Genomic DNA, 14,748 nt, shown 5'->3' on the forward strand with positions numbered 1-14,748 from the left:
AGGCTTTTACTTGTATGACAACAGGCAGGATAGCCCTTTAAAAACCGCATAAAGGGGGATGTATTCGACACCCGTTTAAAAACCGTTCAGATAGGGCATAAGCGCCTTTAGTGGCTTACAACCCCACAAACACAGCATAAAAACCCTTCCCACCCAATCCAATCGTGCTCAAAAACTGCTTGTCAGACAAAAAAATCCACTTGTATGATGTCTATCAACATCGGCACCCGCACGATGCCCCGCATAAAAATAAAGAGTGGGAGAAAAATCAGTGAATACCTCCAGCCTCAGGGCGAATGCCGGCGCGGATCCGGTGCTGCAATCGGCTATATCCAAGGTCAAGCGCCACATCTTGCCGCTGTTCGTCATCATGTTCATCGTCAACTACATCGACCGGGTGAACATCGGCTTCGTCCGCTCCCATATGGAGCACGACCTGGGCATCGGTGCAGCCGCCTACGGTTTTGGCGCCGGCCTGTTTTTCATCGGCTACGCGCTGTTCGAAGTCCCTTCCAACATCTTGTTGCAACGCATCGGCGCCCGAATCTGGCTGACGCGCATCATGCTTACCTGGGGCCTGGTGGCGGCAGGCATGGCCTTCATTCAGAACGAAACCCACTTCTACATCCTGCGTTTCCTGCTGGGCGTGGCCGAGGCTGGCTTCTTCCCTGGCGTGATTTATTACTTCACCCGTTGGTTGCCCGGGGTCGAACGCGGCAAAGCCATCGCCATCTTCCTCAGCGGCTCTGCGATCGCTTCGCTGATTTCCGGCCCATTGTCAGGATTGCTCCTGCAGATCAACGGCCTGGGCATGCACGGTTGGCAGTGGATGTACTTTATCGAAGGGATGTTTTCCGTCGGCCTGTGCTTCTTCGTCTGGTTCTGGCTCGACTCCAAGCCCCACGACGCCAAGTGGCTGGACCGTGCTGAACAGGACGCGCTGGTCAAGGCCATCGATGATGAACAGGCAGCCCGTGAAGCCGCGACGCCGATCAAGCTGTCCATCGGGCAACTGCTCAAGGATCGCCAGATCATTCTGTTCTGCGTGATTTATTTCTTCATTCAATTGACGATCTATGCCGCCACCTTCTGGCTGCCGAGCATCATCAAGAAGATGGGCGAGCTCAGCGACGTTCAGGTCGGGCTGTTCAATTCGATTCCCTGGTTGCTGTCGATTGTCGGCATGTACGCCTTCGCCTCGCTGTCGGCCAAATGGAAGTTCCAACAGGCCTGGGTCGCTGCGGCCCTGCTGATCGCCGCGGCGGGGATGTTCATGTCCACCACCGGCGGGCCCATCTTCGCCTTCGTCGCGATCTGCTTCGCGGCCCTGGGTTTCAAATCGGCGTCTTCGCTGTTCTGGCCGATTCCCCAGGCCTACCTGGACGCACGCATTGCCGCCGGCGTGATCGCGTTGATCAACTCGGTGGGCAACCTCGGCGGCTTCGTCGCGCCGACCACCTTCGGCCTGCTGGAACAGCACACCGGCTCGATCCAGGGCGGTCTGTATGGCCTCGCCGCCACCTCGATCATTGCCGCGATCATCGTATTCGCCGCACGCAACACACCCAAGCAGAAATCCGCCACGACCCCTACCGACCCGGTTACCAGCCACGCCTGACCACAACAATAATTCAAGGATACGTACACGATGACTACGCCAGACACCAGCAAAGCCCCGATCATCACCAGCATGCAGGTCGTGCCCGTGGCCGGCCACGACGGCATGCTGCTGAACCTCAGCGGCGCCCATGGCCCGTTCTTCACTCGCAACATCGTCATCCTCAAGGACAACGCCGGGCACACCGGCGTGGGCGAGGTGCCCGGCGGCGAACGCATTCGCCAGACGCTGGAAGATGCGCGCTCGCTGGTAGTCGGCAGCCCCATCGGCACCTACCAGAAAATTCTCAACAGCGTGCGCCAGGCCTTTGCCGACCGCGACGCCGGTGGCCGTGGCCTGCAAACGTTCGACTTGCGCATCACTATCCACGCCGTCACCGGCCTGGAAGCCGCATTGCTGGATCTGCTCGGCCAGCATCTGGATGTCCCGGTCGCGGCCCTCCTCGGCGAAGGCCAGCAGCGCGACGAAGTGAAGATGCTTGGCTATCTGTTCTATGTCGGTGATCGGCAACAGACCGACCTGCCCTACCGCAGCGAACCGGACGCCGATAACGACTGGTTCCGCGTGCGTCACGAGAAAGCCCTCGATGCCGAAGCGGTGGTGCGCCTGGCCGAAGCGGCCCATGCGCACTATGGTTTCCAGGACTTCAAACTCAAGGGCGGCGTGCTCAAGGGCGACGAGGAAATCGAAGCCGTGACCGCATTGGCCGAGCGTTTTCCCCAGGCGCGCATCACCTTGGACCCGAACGGCGCTTGGTCACTCAAGGAAGCGATCCGCTTGTGCCGTGATCAGCATAAGGTGCTGGCGTACGCCGAGGACCCTTGCGGAGCGGAGAATGGCTATTCGGGCCGCGAGGTGATGGCCGAGTTCCGTCGGGCCACCGGCCTCAAGACCGCCACCAATATGATTGCCACCGACTGGCGCGAGATGGGCCACGCCATTACCTTGCAATCGGTGGACATCCCCCTCGCCGACCCGCATTTCTGGACCATGCAGGGTTCCGTACGGGTCGCGCAGATGTGCAATGAGTGGGGCCTGACCTGGGGCTCCCATTCCAATAACCACTTCGATATTTCCCTGGCGATGTTCACCCACGTGGCAGCCGCCGCACCGGGCGACATCACTGCCATCGACACCCACTGGATCTGGCAGGACGGGCAACGCCTGACCAAGGCGCCTTTGCAGATCAAGGGGGGTTGCGTGCAGGTGCCGAAAAAACCTGGGCTGGGGATCGAACTGGACATGGACCAGCTGGCCAAGGCTCACGAGCTGTACAAAGGCATGGGGCTTGGGGCGCGGGACGATTCGGTGGCGATGCAGTACCTGATCCCGGGCTGGACGTTCAACAACAAGCAGCCGTGCCTGGTTCGCTGAGACGCTAAGAACTTTTAGCTCGGCACCGTAATGTGGGAGCGAGCTTGCTTGCTCCCACATTGGATCTGAATCCGGGGCTAACCCTCCGGCCGCAGGATCAGCACCGCCAGCGGCGGCAGGTTCAGTTCCAGCGAAAGCGCCTGGCCATGGCTGGGGATTGCCTCGGTCGAGGCACCGCCGCCGTTGCCATAGTTGGAACCGGCGTAGGTGTCGGCATCGCTATTGAGCAACTCCACCCAACGACCACCAAACGGCACGCCCACCCGATACGCCTCGCGCGGCACCGGTGTGAAGTTGGCGACCACCAGCACCGGCCGACCGTCCTTGCTCCAGCGCAACCACGCATAGACGCTGTTGAGCGCATCGTCGCCGATCAGCCACTGGAAGCCCTGGGGTGCGTCGTCCTGATCGTGCAGCGCCGGCTCTTCGCGATAGAGTCGATTCAGATCGCTGACCAGCCTTTGCACGCCGCAGTGCTCCGGGTACTGCAACAGGTACCAATCCAGTTGCTGGTCATGATTCCATTCGCGCCATTGGCCGAACTCGCAACCCATGAACAGCAGCTTCTTGCCGGGATGGCCCCACATGAAACTCAGATAAGCCCGCAGGTTGGCGAATTTCTGCCAGCGGTCACCGGGCATCTTGTCGATCAGCGAACGCTTGCCATGGACCACTTCGTCGTGGGAAATCGGCAGAACGAAACGCTCGGACCAGGCGTACACCAGGCCAAAACTCAACTCGTTGTGATGATGGGCGCGGTACACCGGATCCTGCTGGATGTAATGCAGCGAATCGTGCATCCAACCCATGTTCCACTTGTAGGCGAAACCCAAACCGCCCTGCTGCGTGCTCTGGCTGACGCCAGGCCAGGCGGTGGACTCTTCGGCGATGACCAGCGCACCAGGGGTTTCCAGGGCGATCACGTCGTTGAGATGCCGCAAAAAATCGATGGCTTCCAGGTTCTCCCGTCCGCCATGGCGGTTAGGCACCCATTCGCCGGCCTTGCGCGAATAGTCGCGATACAACATCGAGGCCACGGCGTCCACCCGCAGGCCGTCGACGTGGAAATGCTTGAGCCAATGCAACGCCGACGCCAGCATGAAGCCGTGGACTTCGGTGCGGCCCAGGTTGTAGATGAGCGTGTCCCAATCCTGATGGAAGCCTTCCAGCGGGTTGCCGTACTCGTACAGCGCCGTGCCGTCGAACTGGGCCAGGCCATGGGTATCGGTGGGAAAGTGCGCCGGGACCCAGTCCAGGATTACGCCAATGTCAGCCTTGTGGCAGGCGTTGACGAACGCGGCGAAATCATCGGGCGAACCAAAACGCGCCGTGGGGGCAAACTGCGAAAGGGGTTGATAGCCCCACGAACCACCGAACGGGTGCTCCATGATGGGCATCAGCTCGATATGGGTGAAGCCCAGGTCCTTGACGTAAGGGATCAACCGCTCAGCCAGCTCATGCCAGTTGTACTGCCGGGACACCTCCCCCGCCTCGTCGATCTCGCACTGCCAGGAACCGGCGTGCAACTCATAGATCGAAAGCGGCGCGCCCGGTAGCTGGCGTTCACGACGGCTCTGCATCCACTCGTCGTCGTGCCATTCGATCTTCAGGGGCGGGGCGACCTTGGACGCCGTATCAGGCGGCATCTGCGTGGCCAGGGCCACCGGGTCGGCCTTGAGCGGCAGGATGCCGTGGGCACCGAGGATTTCATATTTGTAGCCTTCGCCGGGACCCAGCCTCGGGATGAAGATTTCCCACACGCCAGACGGGTAACGAATGCGCATCGGGTGCCGGCGCCCGTCCCAGACGTTGAAATCCCCCACCACCGAGACCCGGCGCGCATTCGGCGCCCAGACGGCGAAGCGCACGCCATCGACGCCATCCACCGTTTTCAGTTGAGCACCGAGGCAGGCACTGAGGTCGCGGTGATTGCCCTCGGCAAACAGGTAGAGATCCATTTCCCCCAGCAGCGGTCCGAAGCTGTACGGGTCCTCGGCAACCTGCTCTCCACCGGCCCAACGGGTGCGCAGCAGGTACGGTTGGGCGCGGTCGAAATGGCCGACGAACAGGCCCGGGGTTTCGGTGATCTGCAACTCGCCCAGCTCCTCGCCGCCGTCACGGGCGAGCACATGCACACTCAACGCGCCGGGCAGATAGGCCCGGATGAATTGCCCTCCGGCGCCATCGCCATGAGGGCCCAGGATCGAAAACGGGTCGTGGTGTTCGGCGCGCACCAGCGCGTCGATGTCGTGGGGGGCCGGCAGCAAAGACTCTTTGGCCTGCCCCTGTGATTCCTTGTTCGAGACGCTCATGATTCTCTCCACTAAATCGGTCCGGCTAAATCGGAAAAGGGTTCAAGCCCACTCAATAACCCGTACAGGCCGTGCAGCGGCACGGGCAGCCAGGCAGGGCGATTCTCGGCTTCATAAGCCACTTCATAGGCCGCCTTCTCCAGGCCGAACAACGCCAATGCGGCGTCCTCGCCTTCAGCATCCTTCCACCCATGGGCAAGACTAGCTGCCGCCAGCCGATATGCCTGGACAAATGCCTGGCGAGCCTCGGTCAGATAACGGTCGGCGACTCGCTTGCGCGCCGCATCGGCATCGGCCGTGCTGTCGACGGTGTGCAACTGGACCGCCATCGCCGCCGCGTAATCGAACGAGCGCAACACACCGCTGACGTCCTTGTACGGGCTGTGCTTGCCACGTCGTTCATGCAACGGCCGCGCCGGCTCCCCTTCGAAGTCGATCAGGTAGGCATCGCCCTTGATCACCAGCACCTGCCCCAAGTGCAGGTCGCCATGCACGCGGATGCGCAAGCCGCCAGCGGCCTTGCCGGCCAGCTCCTGGACGTGGGCCAGCACGGTTTTCCTGTGTTCCAGCAAGCGTGCGACCATCGCCTGGTCCGCTGGGTTCAATTGGTCCTGATTCTGTTTGAGCAGACGCAAGGCATTTTCCACCTGGGCGGCCACGTCCTTGCCGATGGCCTGGGCCTCCTTGGCGCTGGTAGGCTGGGGCGCGAAGTCTGGATTGTCGGTGGGCTGGGCGAGCACCTGGTGCATCTCCCCGAGGCGCTGGCCGAGCATGCCGGCGAAATCCTTCAGTTCGCCCAAGGCGTTGTAATGCTGTTCCTGCTCCGACACGGCGTCGGCCAATTCGTCGCGCAACGCGCGTTCGAGATTGTTCTGGGTCCATTCCCATGCATCGCCCTGGTTGCTCAGGTACCCCTGGGCGATCATCAGCAAGGCATCTTCACCCTGGGCATCGCGGCGAATCACCGAACCCAGCAGCGGCGAAATATTGCTGAAGCCTGCCGCGGTCAAGTAAGCGCTCATCTCCAGTTCCGGGTGAACGCCGGAGGCGACTTTGCGGATCAGCTTGAGCACCAGGCTGCCACCCACCACCACCGAACTGTTGGACTGCTCGGCGGACAGGTAGCGCACCTCCGGCTCGGCGCCCAGGTTCAGCGCCGCCAGACCTTCGGTGGGTTCGAAGCGCAATTCACCGTCAGCGCACGGCAGCACCGAACCGGCCTGAATGCCCTGGAGCACCGCGCGAATGAAGTTTTCCAAGGTGAACGCATCGGTGATCAAGCCGACCTGGCGACCCCGACGAACCCGCGACAAGGCCAGTTGCTGGGGCAGCGCCGGGCCGACGTGCTCTTCGGCGAGGAGGCCAAATGGAAGTTGATAACGCAAGGTCTGGCCGGCGCTGGTGACGTCGATTTCGCTCAACAGCACAGGGTGTTGCGGATCGCCGAAGCGCACGCCATAAACGATGTCGACGTTCTCGATGGCGCTGTCCTTGCCGGCGAACCAGCGGCGCTTTTGCAGCCAGCTTGGCAGGATGCTCTGCTCCAACGTGGCGCGCGATGGCGCCTCGAGCAATTCTTCCAGGCGTTTTTTCAGCACCAGCGTGGTGAAATCCGGCAGGCTCTGGACCGGCTCCACATGCCAGCTCGGCATCTGGTTTTCCGCCGCCAGGGCGAACCAATAAAAACCGTACGGCGCCAGGGTCAGCAGGAAATTCAACTGGCCAATGGGCGGGAATGCGTTGCCACCAAGCATTTCCACCGGGACCATGCCCGCATAGGCCGACAGATCCAGCTCGGCAGCCTGGGCACTGCGCGATACGTTGGCCACGCAAAGGATGATTTCGTGCTTGCCGTCCGGGCCGGTGTACTCACGGGTATATGCCAGGATCCGCCGGTTGCTCGGCGACAGCATTTTCAACGTGCCCCGGCCAAAGGCCTTGGATTGCTTGCGCACTGCGAGCATGCGACGGGTCCAGTTGAGCAGCGAATGAGGGTCGCCGGACTGGGTCTCGACGTTCACCGACAGATAGCCGTATTGCGGGTCCATGATCGGCGGCAACACCAGGCTCGCCGGGTCGGCACGGGAAAAGCCGCCATTGCGGTCGATGGACCACTGCATCGGCGTGCGCACGCCATCGCGGTCGCCCAGGTAGATGTTGTCGCCCATGCCGATCTCATCGCCGTAATACAAGGTCGGCGTGCCAGGCATCGACAGCAACAGGCTGTTGAGCAACTCCACGCGGCGGCGGTCGCGCTCCATCAGGGGAGCCAGACGTCGACGAATGCCGAGGTTGATCCGCGCGCGACGGTCGGCGGCGTAGTAGTTCCATAGGTAGTCGCGCTCCTTGTCGGTGACCATCTCCAGGGTCAGCTCATCATGGTTGCGCAGGAAAATCGCCCACTGGCAGTTGGCCGGAATCTCCGGCGTCTGGCGCAGGATGTCGGTGATGGGAAAGCGATCTTCCTGGGCCAACGCCATGTACATGCGCGGCATCAAAGGGAAGTGGAACGCCATGTGGCACTCGTCGCCATTGAGGCCTTGGGCATCGACGTCGCCAAAATAGAGCTGGGTGTCTTCCGGCCATTGGTTGGCCTCGGCGAGCAACATGCGGTCGGGGTAGTTGGCGTCGATCTCGGCACGAATCAGCTTGAGGACGTCGTGGGTCTCGGGCAGGTTCTCGTTGTTGGTGCCGTCGCGCTCGATCAGGTAGGGGATCGCGTCCAGACGCAGGCCATCGATGCCCATGTCGAGCCAGTAGCGCATCACCGAGAGCACGGCCTTGATGACTTGCGGGTTGTCGAAGTTGAGGTCCGGCTGGTGCGAGTAGAAACGGTGCCAGAAGTACTGGCCGGCGACCGGGTCCCAGGTCCAGTTGGACTTCTCGGTGTCGAGAAAGATGATCCGGGTGCCGTCATATTTGTGATCGTCATCGGACCAGACGTAGAAATCCCGCGCCTTGGAGCCTTTCTTGGCCTTGCGTGCGCGCTGGAACCAGGGGTGCTGATCGGAGGTGTGGTTGATGACCAGCTCGGTGATCACCCGCAAGTTGCGCTTGTGGGCTTCGGCAATGAAGCGCCGCGCGTCGGCCATGGTGCCATAGTCGGGGCTGACCCCCCGGTACTCGGCGATGTCGTAGCCGTCGTCACGCCGGGGCGAAGGATAGAACGGCAGCAGCCAGATGGTGTTGACGCCCAGGTCGGCGATGTAATCGAGCTTCTCGATCAGACCGGGAAAATCACCGATTCCGTCATTGTTGGAGTCGAAATAGGATTTGACGTGAACCTGATAAATGACCGCGTCCTTGTACCAGAGCGGGTCGTTGATGAAGGTGGCAGACCGGGGTTTCTTGGCCATTTGCAACTCCTGCTGATTCTATAAAGCCGTTGAGCTGGCTGGCGAGACGTACGTGGCGAGGGAGCTTGCTCGCGCTTGAGTGCGAAGCGCTCATCGCTTTTAGAGGGCGCTGCGCGACCCAGCGGGAGCAAGCTCCCTCGCCACAAAAGCACTTCATCCGCTCACTTTTGTTTTATGCCACGCTGATCCGCCAGATCCCGAACGGCTGGTAAGCCGGGTCGATGCGCATGAACTGGTACTTGCCATACCAAGTCCAACGGTGGCCGTTCATCAAGTCCTCGCCCTGGGTCTGGGCGTCGTCCGGCAGGCCCATCTCCCATAACGGCAATTCGAAATTCGCTTCCTGGACGTTATGCGGATCGAGGCTCACCGCCACCAGGATGAAATTGCTGCCGTCCGGTGTGCGCTTGCCGAAGTACAGGATGTTGTCATTCCAGGCGTTGTAGATTTTCAGGCCAAGGTGCGTGTGCAACGCCGGGTTCTGGCGACGGATGCGGTTGAGCTGGGCGATTTCGGCGATGATGTTGCCCGGCGCGGTGAAATCCCTCGGGCGGATTTCGTATTTCTCCGAATCGAGGTACTCCTCCTTGCCTGGCACCGGCGCCGATTCGCACAGTTCAAAGCCCGAATACATGCCCCACAGGCCCGACCCCATGGTCGCCAGCGCCGCACGAATCAGGAAACCCGCGCGTCCCGAGTGATGGAGGAACGCTGGGTTGATGTCCGGTGTGTTGACGAAGAAATTCGGCCGGTAGCATTCGCGCCAAGGCGACTCATTGAGCTCGGTGAAATACGCCGCCAGCTCGGCCTTGGTGTTACGCCAGGTGAAGTAGGTGTAGCTCTGGGAATAACCGACCTTGCCCAGTCGCGCCATCATCGCTGGGGTGGTGAACGCTTCCGCGAGGAAAATCACCTCTGGGTGCTGCGCACGAACGTCGGCGATCAGCCATTGCCAGAACGGCAATGGCTTGGTGTGAGGATTGTCGACACGGAATATCTTCACGCCTTCGTTGACCCAGCCGACGACGATATCCCGCAGTTCCAGCCACAGGCTGGGGATTGCATCGGCGGCGTAGAAATCGACGTTGACGATGTCCTGGTATTTCTTCGGCGGGTTCTCCGCGTATTTGATCGTGCCGTCCGGCCGCCAGCTGAACCAGCCCGGATGCTGCTGCAGCCAGGGGTGGTCCTGGGAACACTGGATGGCGAAATCGAGGGCGATCTCCAGGCCATGGTCGGCGGCCGCGGCCACCAGGCGTCGGAAATCTTCGCGGGTGCCCAGCTGAGGATGGATCGCCTCATGGCCGCCCTCCTCGCTGCCGATGGCATATGGGCTGCCTGGATCGTCCGGACCGGCGGTCAGGGAATTGTTCGGCCCTTTGCGGAAACTGCGGCCGATCGGATGGATCGGCGGAAAGTACAGCACGTCGAAGCCCATGTCCTGGATCACCGCCAGGCGCGAATGCACATCGTTGAACGTGCCGTGACGCTTGGGATCATCGGTGATCGAACGGGGGAAGAGTTCGTACCAACTGGCGAATTCGGCCAGTTGGCGCTCCACGTCCAGTGGATATTCGGGACTGATGCTCAGGTAAGGCCGGTGATCGGCCAGGGACATCATGTCGGCACTGCGTGGCGCGAGAAACAACGCCACTTGCTCTTCCGGCAGCAGGCCCGAAAGCTCGTGATGCAACGCGGCCAGCTGTTCGCTCAATTCGCCGTCGCTACGCTCGGCGGCTTGTTGCACGTGGTTGCGCCCCTCTTGCAGCTCCAGGCTGATGGGCACACCGGCGGCGTATTTTTTTTCCAATTCATAGCGGAAGCTGGCGAACTGGTCGAACCAGGCTTCGATACAGAACACGTAGCGTCCGACGGCCGGTACCGTGAACTGGCCGCGCCAGCCATTATTACCCAGCTCGGCCATGACCTCGCTGTTCCAGATGTCATCTTCCAAGGCACGCCAACGGATTCGCACGGCCAATTTATCGTGGCCATCGGCGAACACCTTGCTGGTCACCGTCACGTCCTGTCCGGCGAGGGCCTTGGCGGCAAATTGCCCGCCGTCGATCACTGGCATGGTGTCTTCAATCGCAATACGCGGCAACAACAAGGCCTGGGACAACGGCAGATGCGGGTTGTATTCCAGGTCGGTCGGCTGTTCGGCAGTCATCGAGCATCGCTCCTTTTACGCCCCATGGACGCGTTTGTGGCGGTAAAGGCCCAACGGGTCCTGATTAACTCACTTAAGCTCCGAACCGGACCAGCAGCCAAAAGTTCAGCGGGATTTGCTGGCCGGCAGCGGGGAATCAAACCCGTCCAACGGTGGTCAACCAGACAAGCACGACTCAAGCCACTTGCGTCCTGGAGGCACCACCCGATGACCATTCCCATCCCGGCCGAAACACCCGATCCGAACATCGACGACCCCAACCTGCCGCCACCGGGTCCCGATCCCGAGCCGATTCCGGAAAAAGACCCGCCGCTGGACCCGCAGCCGCCCCAGGGCGATCCGCCAAGCGAGGCGCCGCCGGAGCGGGTGGCGTCATAAGACTAGTCACTCACCTGGCGAGGTAAAACGACATACCTCGCCTCGATCGAAGATGACCGCTCGTCGGATCGCCAAAAATAAAAGACAAACAAGTCTCGCCGAACACATCAGAAATTTCCCACACGAAAAAAACTTATAGACGTTGCGTTTGAAGACTCGCGTCAAATGCAATCGCTTGTCCTTCCATAAGATATTTCTTTTCTAGCCCCTCAGCCCTCCACTCCGTTTCACTCGCCATACTCACTTCGAATAAAAGTTTACGTAAGAACTTTCTCCGGAGCGTGAAAGACACTTCCCACATTGTAGGAACAATCACGATTGCAAAAACTATCAAGACCATTTAAATATTGACCAGCCGATCTTATTTGACGGCCAACTTACTCAAGGAAAGAGGTTCTTCAATATGAAGCCAACTAACAAAAAAACCGAGAAACTGGGCGAACTATTATTTTCTTTCACGGATGACTTTGGAACTCATCCCCCTCTTCAAAATGTAGGTGGTTCAGGCAGTGCCGGTGGTTGTGGGGGAAGTGGTGGTTGCGGGGGCGGCGGCGGATGCAAGGGTGGCAGTGGCGGCAGTGGTGGCTGCGGCGGCAATTCTGCAACTGACGCTAATAAATATTAATCATTGAAATAGCTACCAAGCCGGGGCTCTTGGCACTGACACCAAGAGTCCCGGTCGAGGGCCCATCATGAAATTAAGCATCTATAACTACGAGCTACTTAACTTCAACGGCACGAACGCGATAGTCTCAGAAAAGGGAGTTGCGCGAGTAGACTCCCCCGCGATGCTAAAAATACTCAACGAACTGAAATCACATGAAAGCGTCACCAAAGATAACTTAAACCTGATGTTCTCAGAGCACAATCTTGACCCCCAAAATGCATATAACTTCTTAACAACGACCTTACGTATCGATGAGGAACAGGATAGACATCATCTCAACAGCACATTAATCGCACACGACTGGGGAGAAAAATCAAATCTAGAAAATATCCTGTCATGCGAAATTGAAAACCTGAGCGTGTGCGACCTAGACAGCATCGCAACTTGCCCAAATCATGATAAAGAACGCTACATTGTAATATTATGCTCACACTACAATTACACAAATATAAAAAGCCTGTATTTCACTCTAGCAAACCGATGGCCAACATCAGCTATCAGCGTATGTTATGGCACTGCCGACCTATTTCATATAAGCCAGCCATACATCCCTAAAATGGGGACCCCCTGTCACTTCTGCACAATCGATAAGCTGATCAGCAACGAAAAACATTCAAGTTCGACCAACGCATGGTCAAAGCTACTCACCTTTTGCAAGAACAAGAGTCTCAACTTACCCAGCGCACAATTAACCTTACTTCAGAAATCTCTGCTCTTGGGGGCAATTGCTAGGACGGCCCGACTGATTTCAGGGACAACTATGACCCGCAAATATCAGGACAACATACTTCAGGCAACAACAATAAATCTTGCCAATGGAACAGTTAGTCAAAGCTCTGCAACACATTGGCACTTATGCGACTGCCTGAGTATAACAAAATGAAAAACATCCCTCACGACTATTATCTTCGATTCCTGGATCCTCTTGTCCATGATGAAGTGTTAGATTTCCACTCCAAAGGGAACTACGTGATTCATCCTGACTTTCATAATTCAATCCATCTTCACTCCTTGGAAGAGGAACAGCTTAAAACCCTCACCGGAAATGAGTTAATACTCTATCCCGATATGCACATCCAACTTCCTATGAACTCGAAAAACGATATCGACCCTGCCCTTACAAGGAATGAATCAGAAACATTTTTCTCTGGACCCGATATCACCTTTGAAACCGTTGAAAAGCTCGTCATGCCGATTACCGCATTGAAATCCAATCAACAAAAACGAGGTTACCCAAGTGCTGGCGCCTTATATCCAATCGAGGTATTTGTCTGCTCGCTGGCGCAAGACGCAGGGGACTGGCCCTGTTCTGAGAAAGTTTTGCACCTTTTACCGAAGTCGAAGAAATTTGAGATCGTCCTGGGCACCGAGAATATCGAAGACCTACGAACTGCCATTCTGCCTGAAGGAAGCAATATTGGATCTCCAAGCATAGCGCTAATATACGCTGCCTATTTGCCAAAAACCTTATTCAAGTACCGGTATCGCGGTTATCGCCTAGCAGCAATGGAGGTAGGCTCTATTTATATGCTTATAGAGCTCAGCGCCAAGTCCTTGGGCCTATGTTGCCGCCCGTGGTCAGCATATACCGATACGATGCTATGTAGATCTCTTAAATTAAATCCGGCGCTTTTCGTTCCGATGTGCGTGCATTATATAGGCCACCCACAATGAACATTCATAACCGAGAAATGCAGTTAGCTTCGGCCCTGCTTACATACCAACCGGCCAACCTACTGAATCTCCCATCATCTGTGGAGGTAACAGATCCGTGGGGAAATGGTGGGGCAGGTATAGGAAGTGGTTCCAATGCACTCAGAACCGCAATGGGAGAATTTTATGAGCGGCAGCACTTTTATATGGATGTGGTCCCAGATTTTATCGGCAGCCTAGACCACTCCTTGGGAGAATTCGAAACATCTAAATTCATCCAAGCCTTTACCCAGACCAAAACACCACAAATCACCCAACGGTCGCTGATCTTACATCAATACAATTTGAGTAAAGTTATAAGAGCATCAGATCTGTCTCTTTGCCACATTCCCACCGCCTGCATTGCACTCAGCACGACGAGAACTGAAACAGAGAACTTTATATATCCGTTACGCGACACATGTGGGTGCGCATTTGGCTGGCATCCTGAACAAGCCATCTTCGGCTCAATAAAAGAGTTTCTCGAACGACAGTTTTTAATCCGATTCTGGCTAACTGGCACTTGTATCAAAATAATAGACGCACCGACCGTACCATCCAAGCTGGCAGGATCCCGTGTCGAAACACTTGGTAAAGCGCTCATGATGAGTGGCGAGTTATCATTTATTGACATATCGGACGTTGCGTACCCTGGCATTTGTATCTTGGCCGTCTACGGACAAAGCAATACCGAACAAAATGTACGCTACTGTGCTGGCATGGCTTACGCGGCCACTCTAGAACAGGCCATGGAAAAATCCCTTCTGGAATTATGGCAAACCTTCCGGTTCATTGATGTTTTCGTGGCTACAGAACAAACAAACGAAAGTATCCATGACTCATACTTGAAATATTTTTTGCAATGCAATCACTACCAGACGTATCGCGAGATCACATCTCTACACACCCAATCACAGGCTCCTTCCAGCCCTCCGATCGAGCCGTTTTGCCTCTCTTCGCTTTTAGGATGTCTTACCAAGCACAAAGCGCTCGGCTACATCTACCTGAAGATGGTCCCCATTGAGAATCAATTCGGCTTTTGCAGCAAATTCATATCACCAGACTTTTTCATGCACATGAACAATGCTCAAAACATCAATCTTGAAAATTTATATTCCCGACCTTTTCTTCATGCAATACAACCAGATCGCAAAAAACAGATGGTTCCTTTCCCATAGGAA

The 14,748-nt window shown here is 57.5% G+C and carries 10 protein-coding genes; 7 read left to right on the top strand and 3 right to left on the bottom strand.

Going from position 1 to position 14,748, the window contains the following annotated elements:
- Positions 1 to 271: 271 nt before the first annotated feature.
- Together ACLK1G_RS05720 and gudD are read left to right on the top strand one after the other, a co-directional pair.
- A complete protein-coding gene (locus ACLK1G_RS05720) occupies positions 272 to 1,618 on the top strand; it encodes an MFS transporter (RefSeq protein WP_420764541.1) in 1,347 nt (448 codons plus the stop codon).
- A 30-nt stretch (positions 1,619 to 1,648) separates the two neighbouring features.
- Entirely contained in the window at positions 1,649 to 2,992 is a 1,344-nt protein-coding gene (gudD, locus tag ACLK1G_RS05725) for a glucarate dehydratase (protein WP_420764542.1), read from the top strand.
- A gap of 77 nt (positions 2,993 to 3,069) precedes the next feature.
- Here gudD and glgB read toward each other — a convergent pair whose 3' ends face one another.
- The 3 genes from glgB to ACLK1G_RS05740 form a co-directional block, all read right to left on the bottom strand.
- Complete coding sequence (gene glgB, locus ACLK1G_RS05730; RefSeq protein ID WP_420764543.1) at positions 3,070 to 5,304, bottom strand: 1,4-alpha-glucan branching protein GlgB; 2,235 nt, start codon at positions 5,302 to 5,304, stop codon at positions 3,070 to 3,072.
- Positions 5,305 to 5,315: 11 nt separating this feature from the next.
- Positions 5,316 to 8,660: a maltose alpha-D-glucosyltransferase gene (gene treS, locus ACLK1G_RS05735; RefSeq protein ID WP_420764544.1), complete on the bottom strand. Its 3,345-nt coding sequence runs from the start codon at positions 8,658 to 8,660 to the stop codon at positions 5,316 to 5,318.
- A 172-nt stretch (positions 8,661 to 8,832) separates the two neighbouring features.
- Positions 8,833 to 10,830, bottom strand: coding sequence for an alpha-1,4-glucan--maltose-1-phosphate maltosyltransferase (locus ACLK1G_RS05740; protein WP_420764545.1), 1,998 nt, complete (start codon positions 10,828 to 10,830; stop codon positions 8,833 to 8,835).
- Between the two features lie 207 nt (positions 10,831 to 11,037).
- On the opposite strand from ACLK1G_RS05740, the gene ACLK1G_RS05745 reads away from it, so the two are divergent.
- The 5 genes from ACLK1G_RS05745 (at position 11,038) to ACLK1G_RS05765 (ending at position 14,745) form a co-directional block, all read left to right on the top strand.
- Complete coding sequence (locus ACLK1G_RS05745) at positions 11,038 to 11,208, top strand: hypothetical protein (RefSeq protein WP_420764546.1); 171 nt, start codon at positions 11,038 to 11,040, stop codon at positions 11,206 to 11,208.
- A 403-nt stretch (positions 11,209 to 11,611) separates the two neighbouring features.
- Positions 11,612 to 11,833 carry a hypothetical protein gene (locus tag ACLK1G_RS05750; protein ID WP_420764547.1) on the top strand — a complete coding sequence of 74 codons (222 nt, stop codon included), beginning with the start codon at positions 11,612 to 11,614 and terminating at the stop codon, positions 11,831 to 11,833.
- A gap of 67 nt (positions 11,834 to 11,900) precedes the next feature.
- The gene (locus tag ACLK1G_RS05755) at positions 11,901 to 12,758 is read left to right on the top strand and encodes an McbB family protein (RefSeq protein ID WP_420764548.1); all 858 of its coding nucleotides are present in this window, start codon (positions 11,901 to 11,903) and stop codon (positions 12,756 to 12,758) included.
- Positions 12,755 to 13,549 (top strand): SagB/ThcOx family dehydrogenase, encoded by a 795-nt coding sequence (locus ACLK1G_RS05760; protein ID WP_420764549.1) that lies wholly within the window; start codon positions 12,755 to 12,757, stop codon positions 13,547 to 13,549. Before ACLK1G_RS05755 ends, ACLK1G_RS05760 begins: the two co-directional genes overlap by 4 nt.
- Entirely contained in the window at positions 13,546 to 14,745 is a 1,200-nt protein-coding gene (locus tag ACLK1G_RS05765; protein WP_420764550.1) for a YcaO-like family protein, read from the top strand. Before ACLK1G_RS05760 ends, ACLK1G_RS05765 begins: the two co-directional genes overlap by 4 nt.
- The last annotated feature ends 3 nt before the right edge of the window (positions 14,746 to 14,748 follow it).

It is taken from the genome of Pseudomonas algeriensis (assembly GCF_048847255.1).
GTDB lineage: Bacteria > Pseudomonadota > Gammaproteobacteria > Pseudomonadales > Pseudomonadaceae > Aquipseudomonas.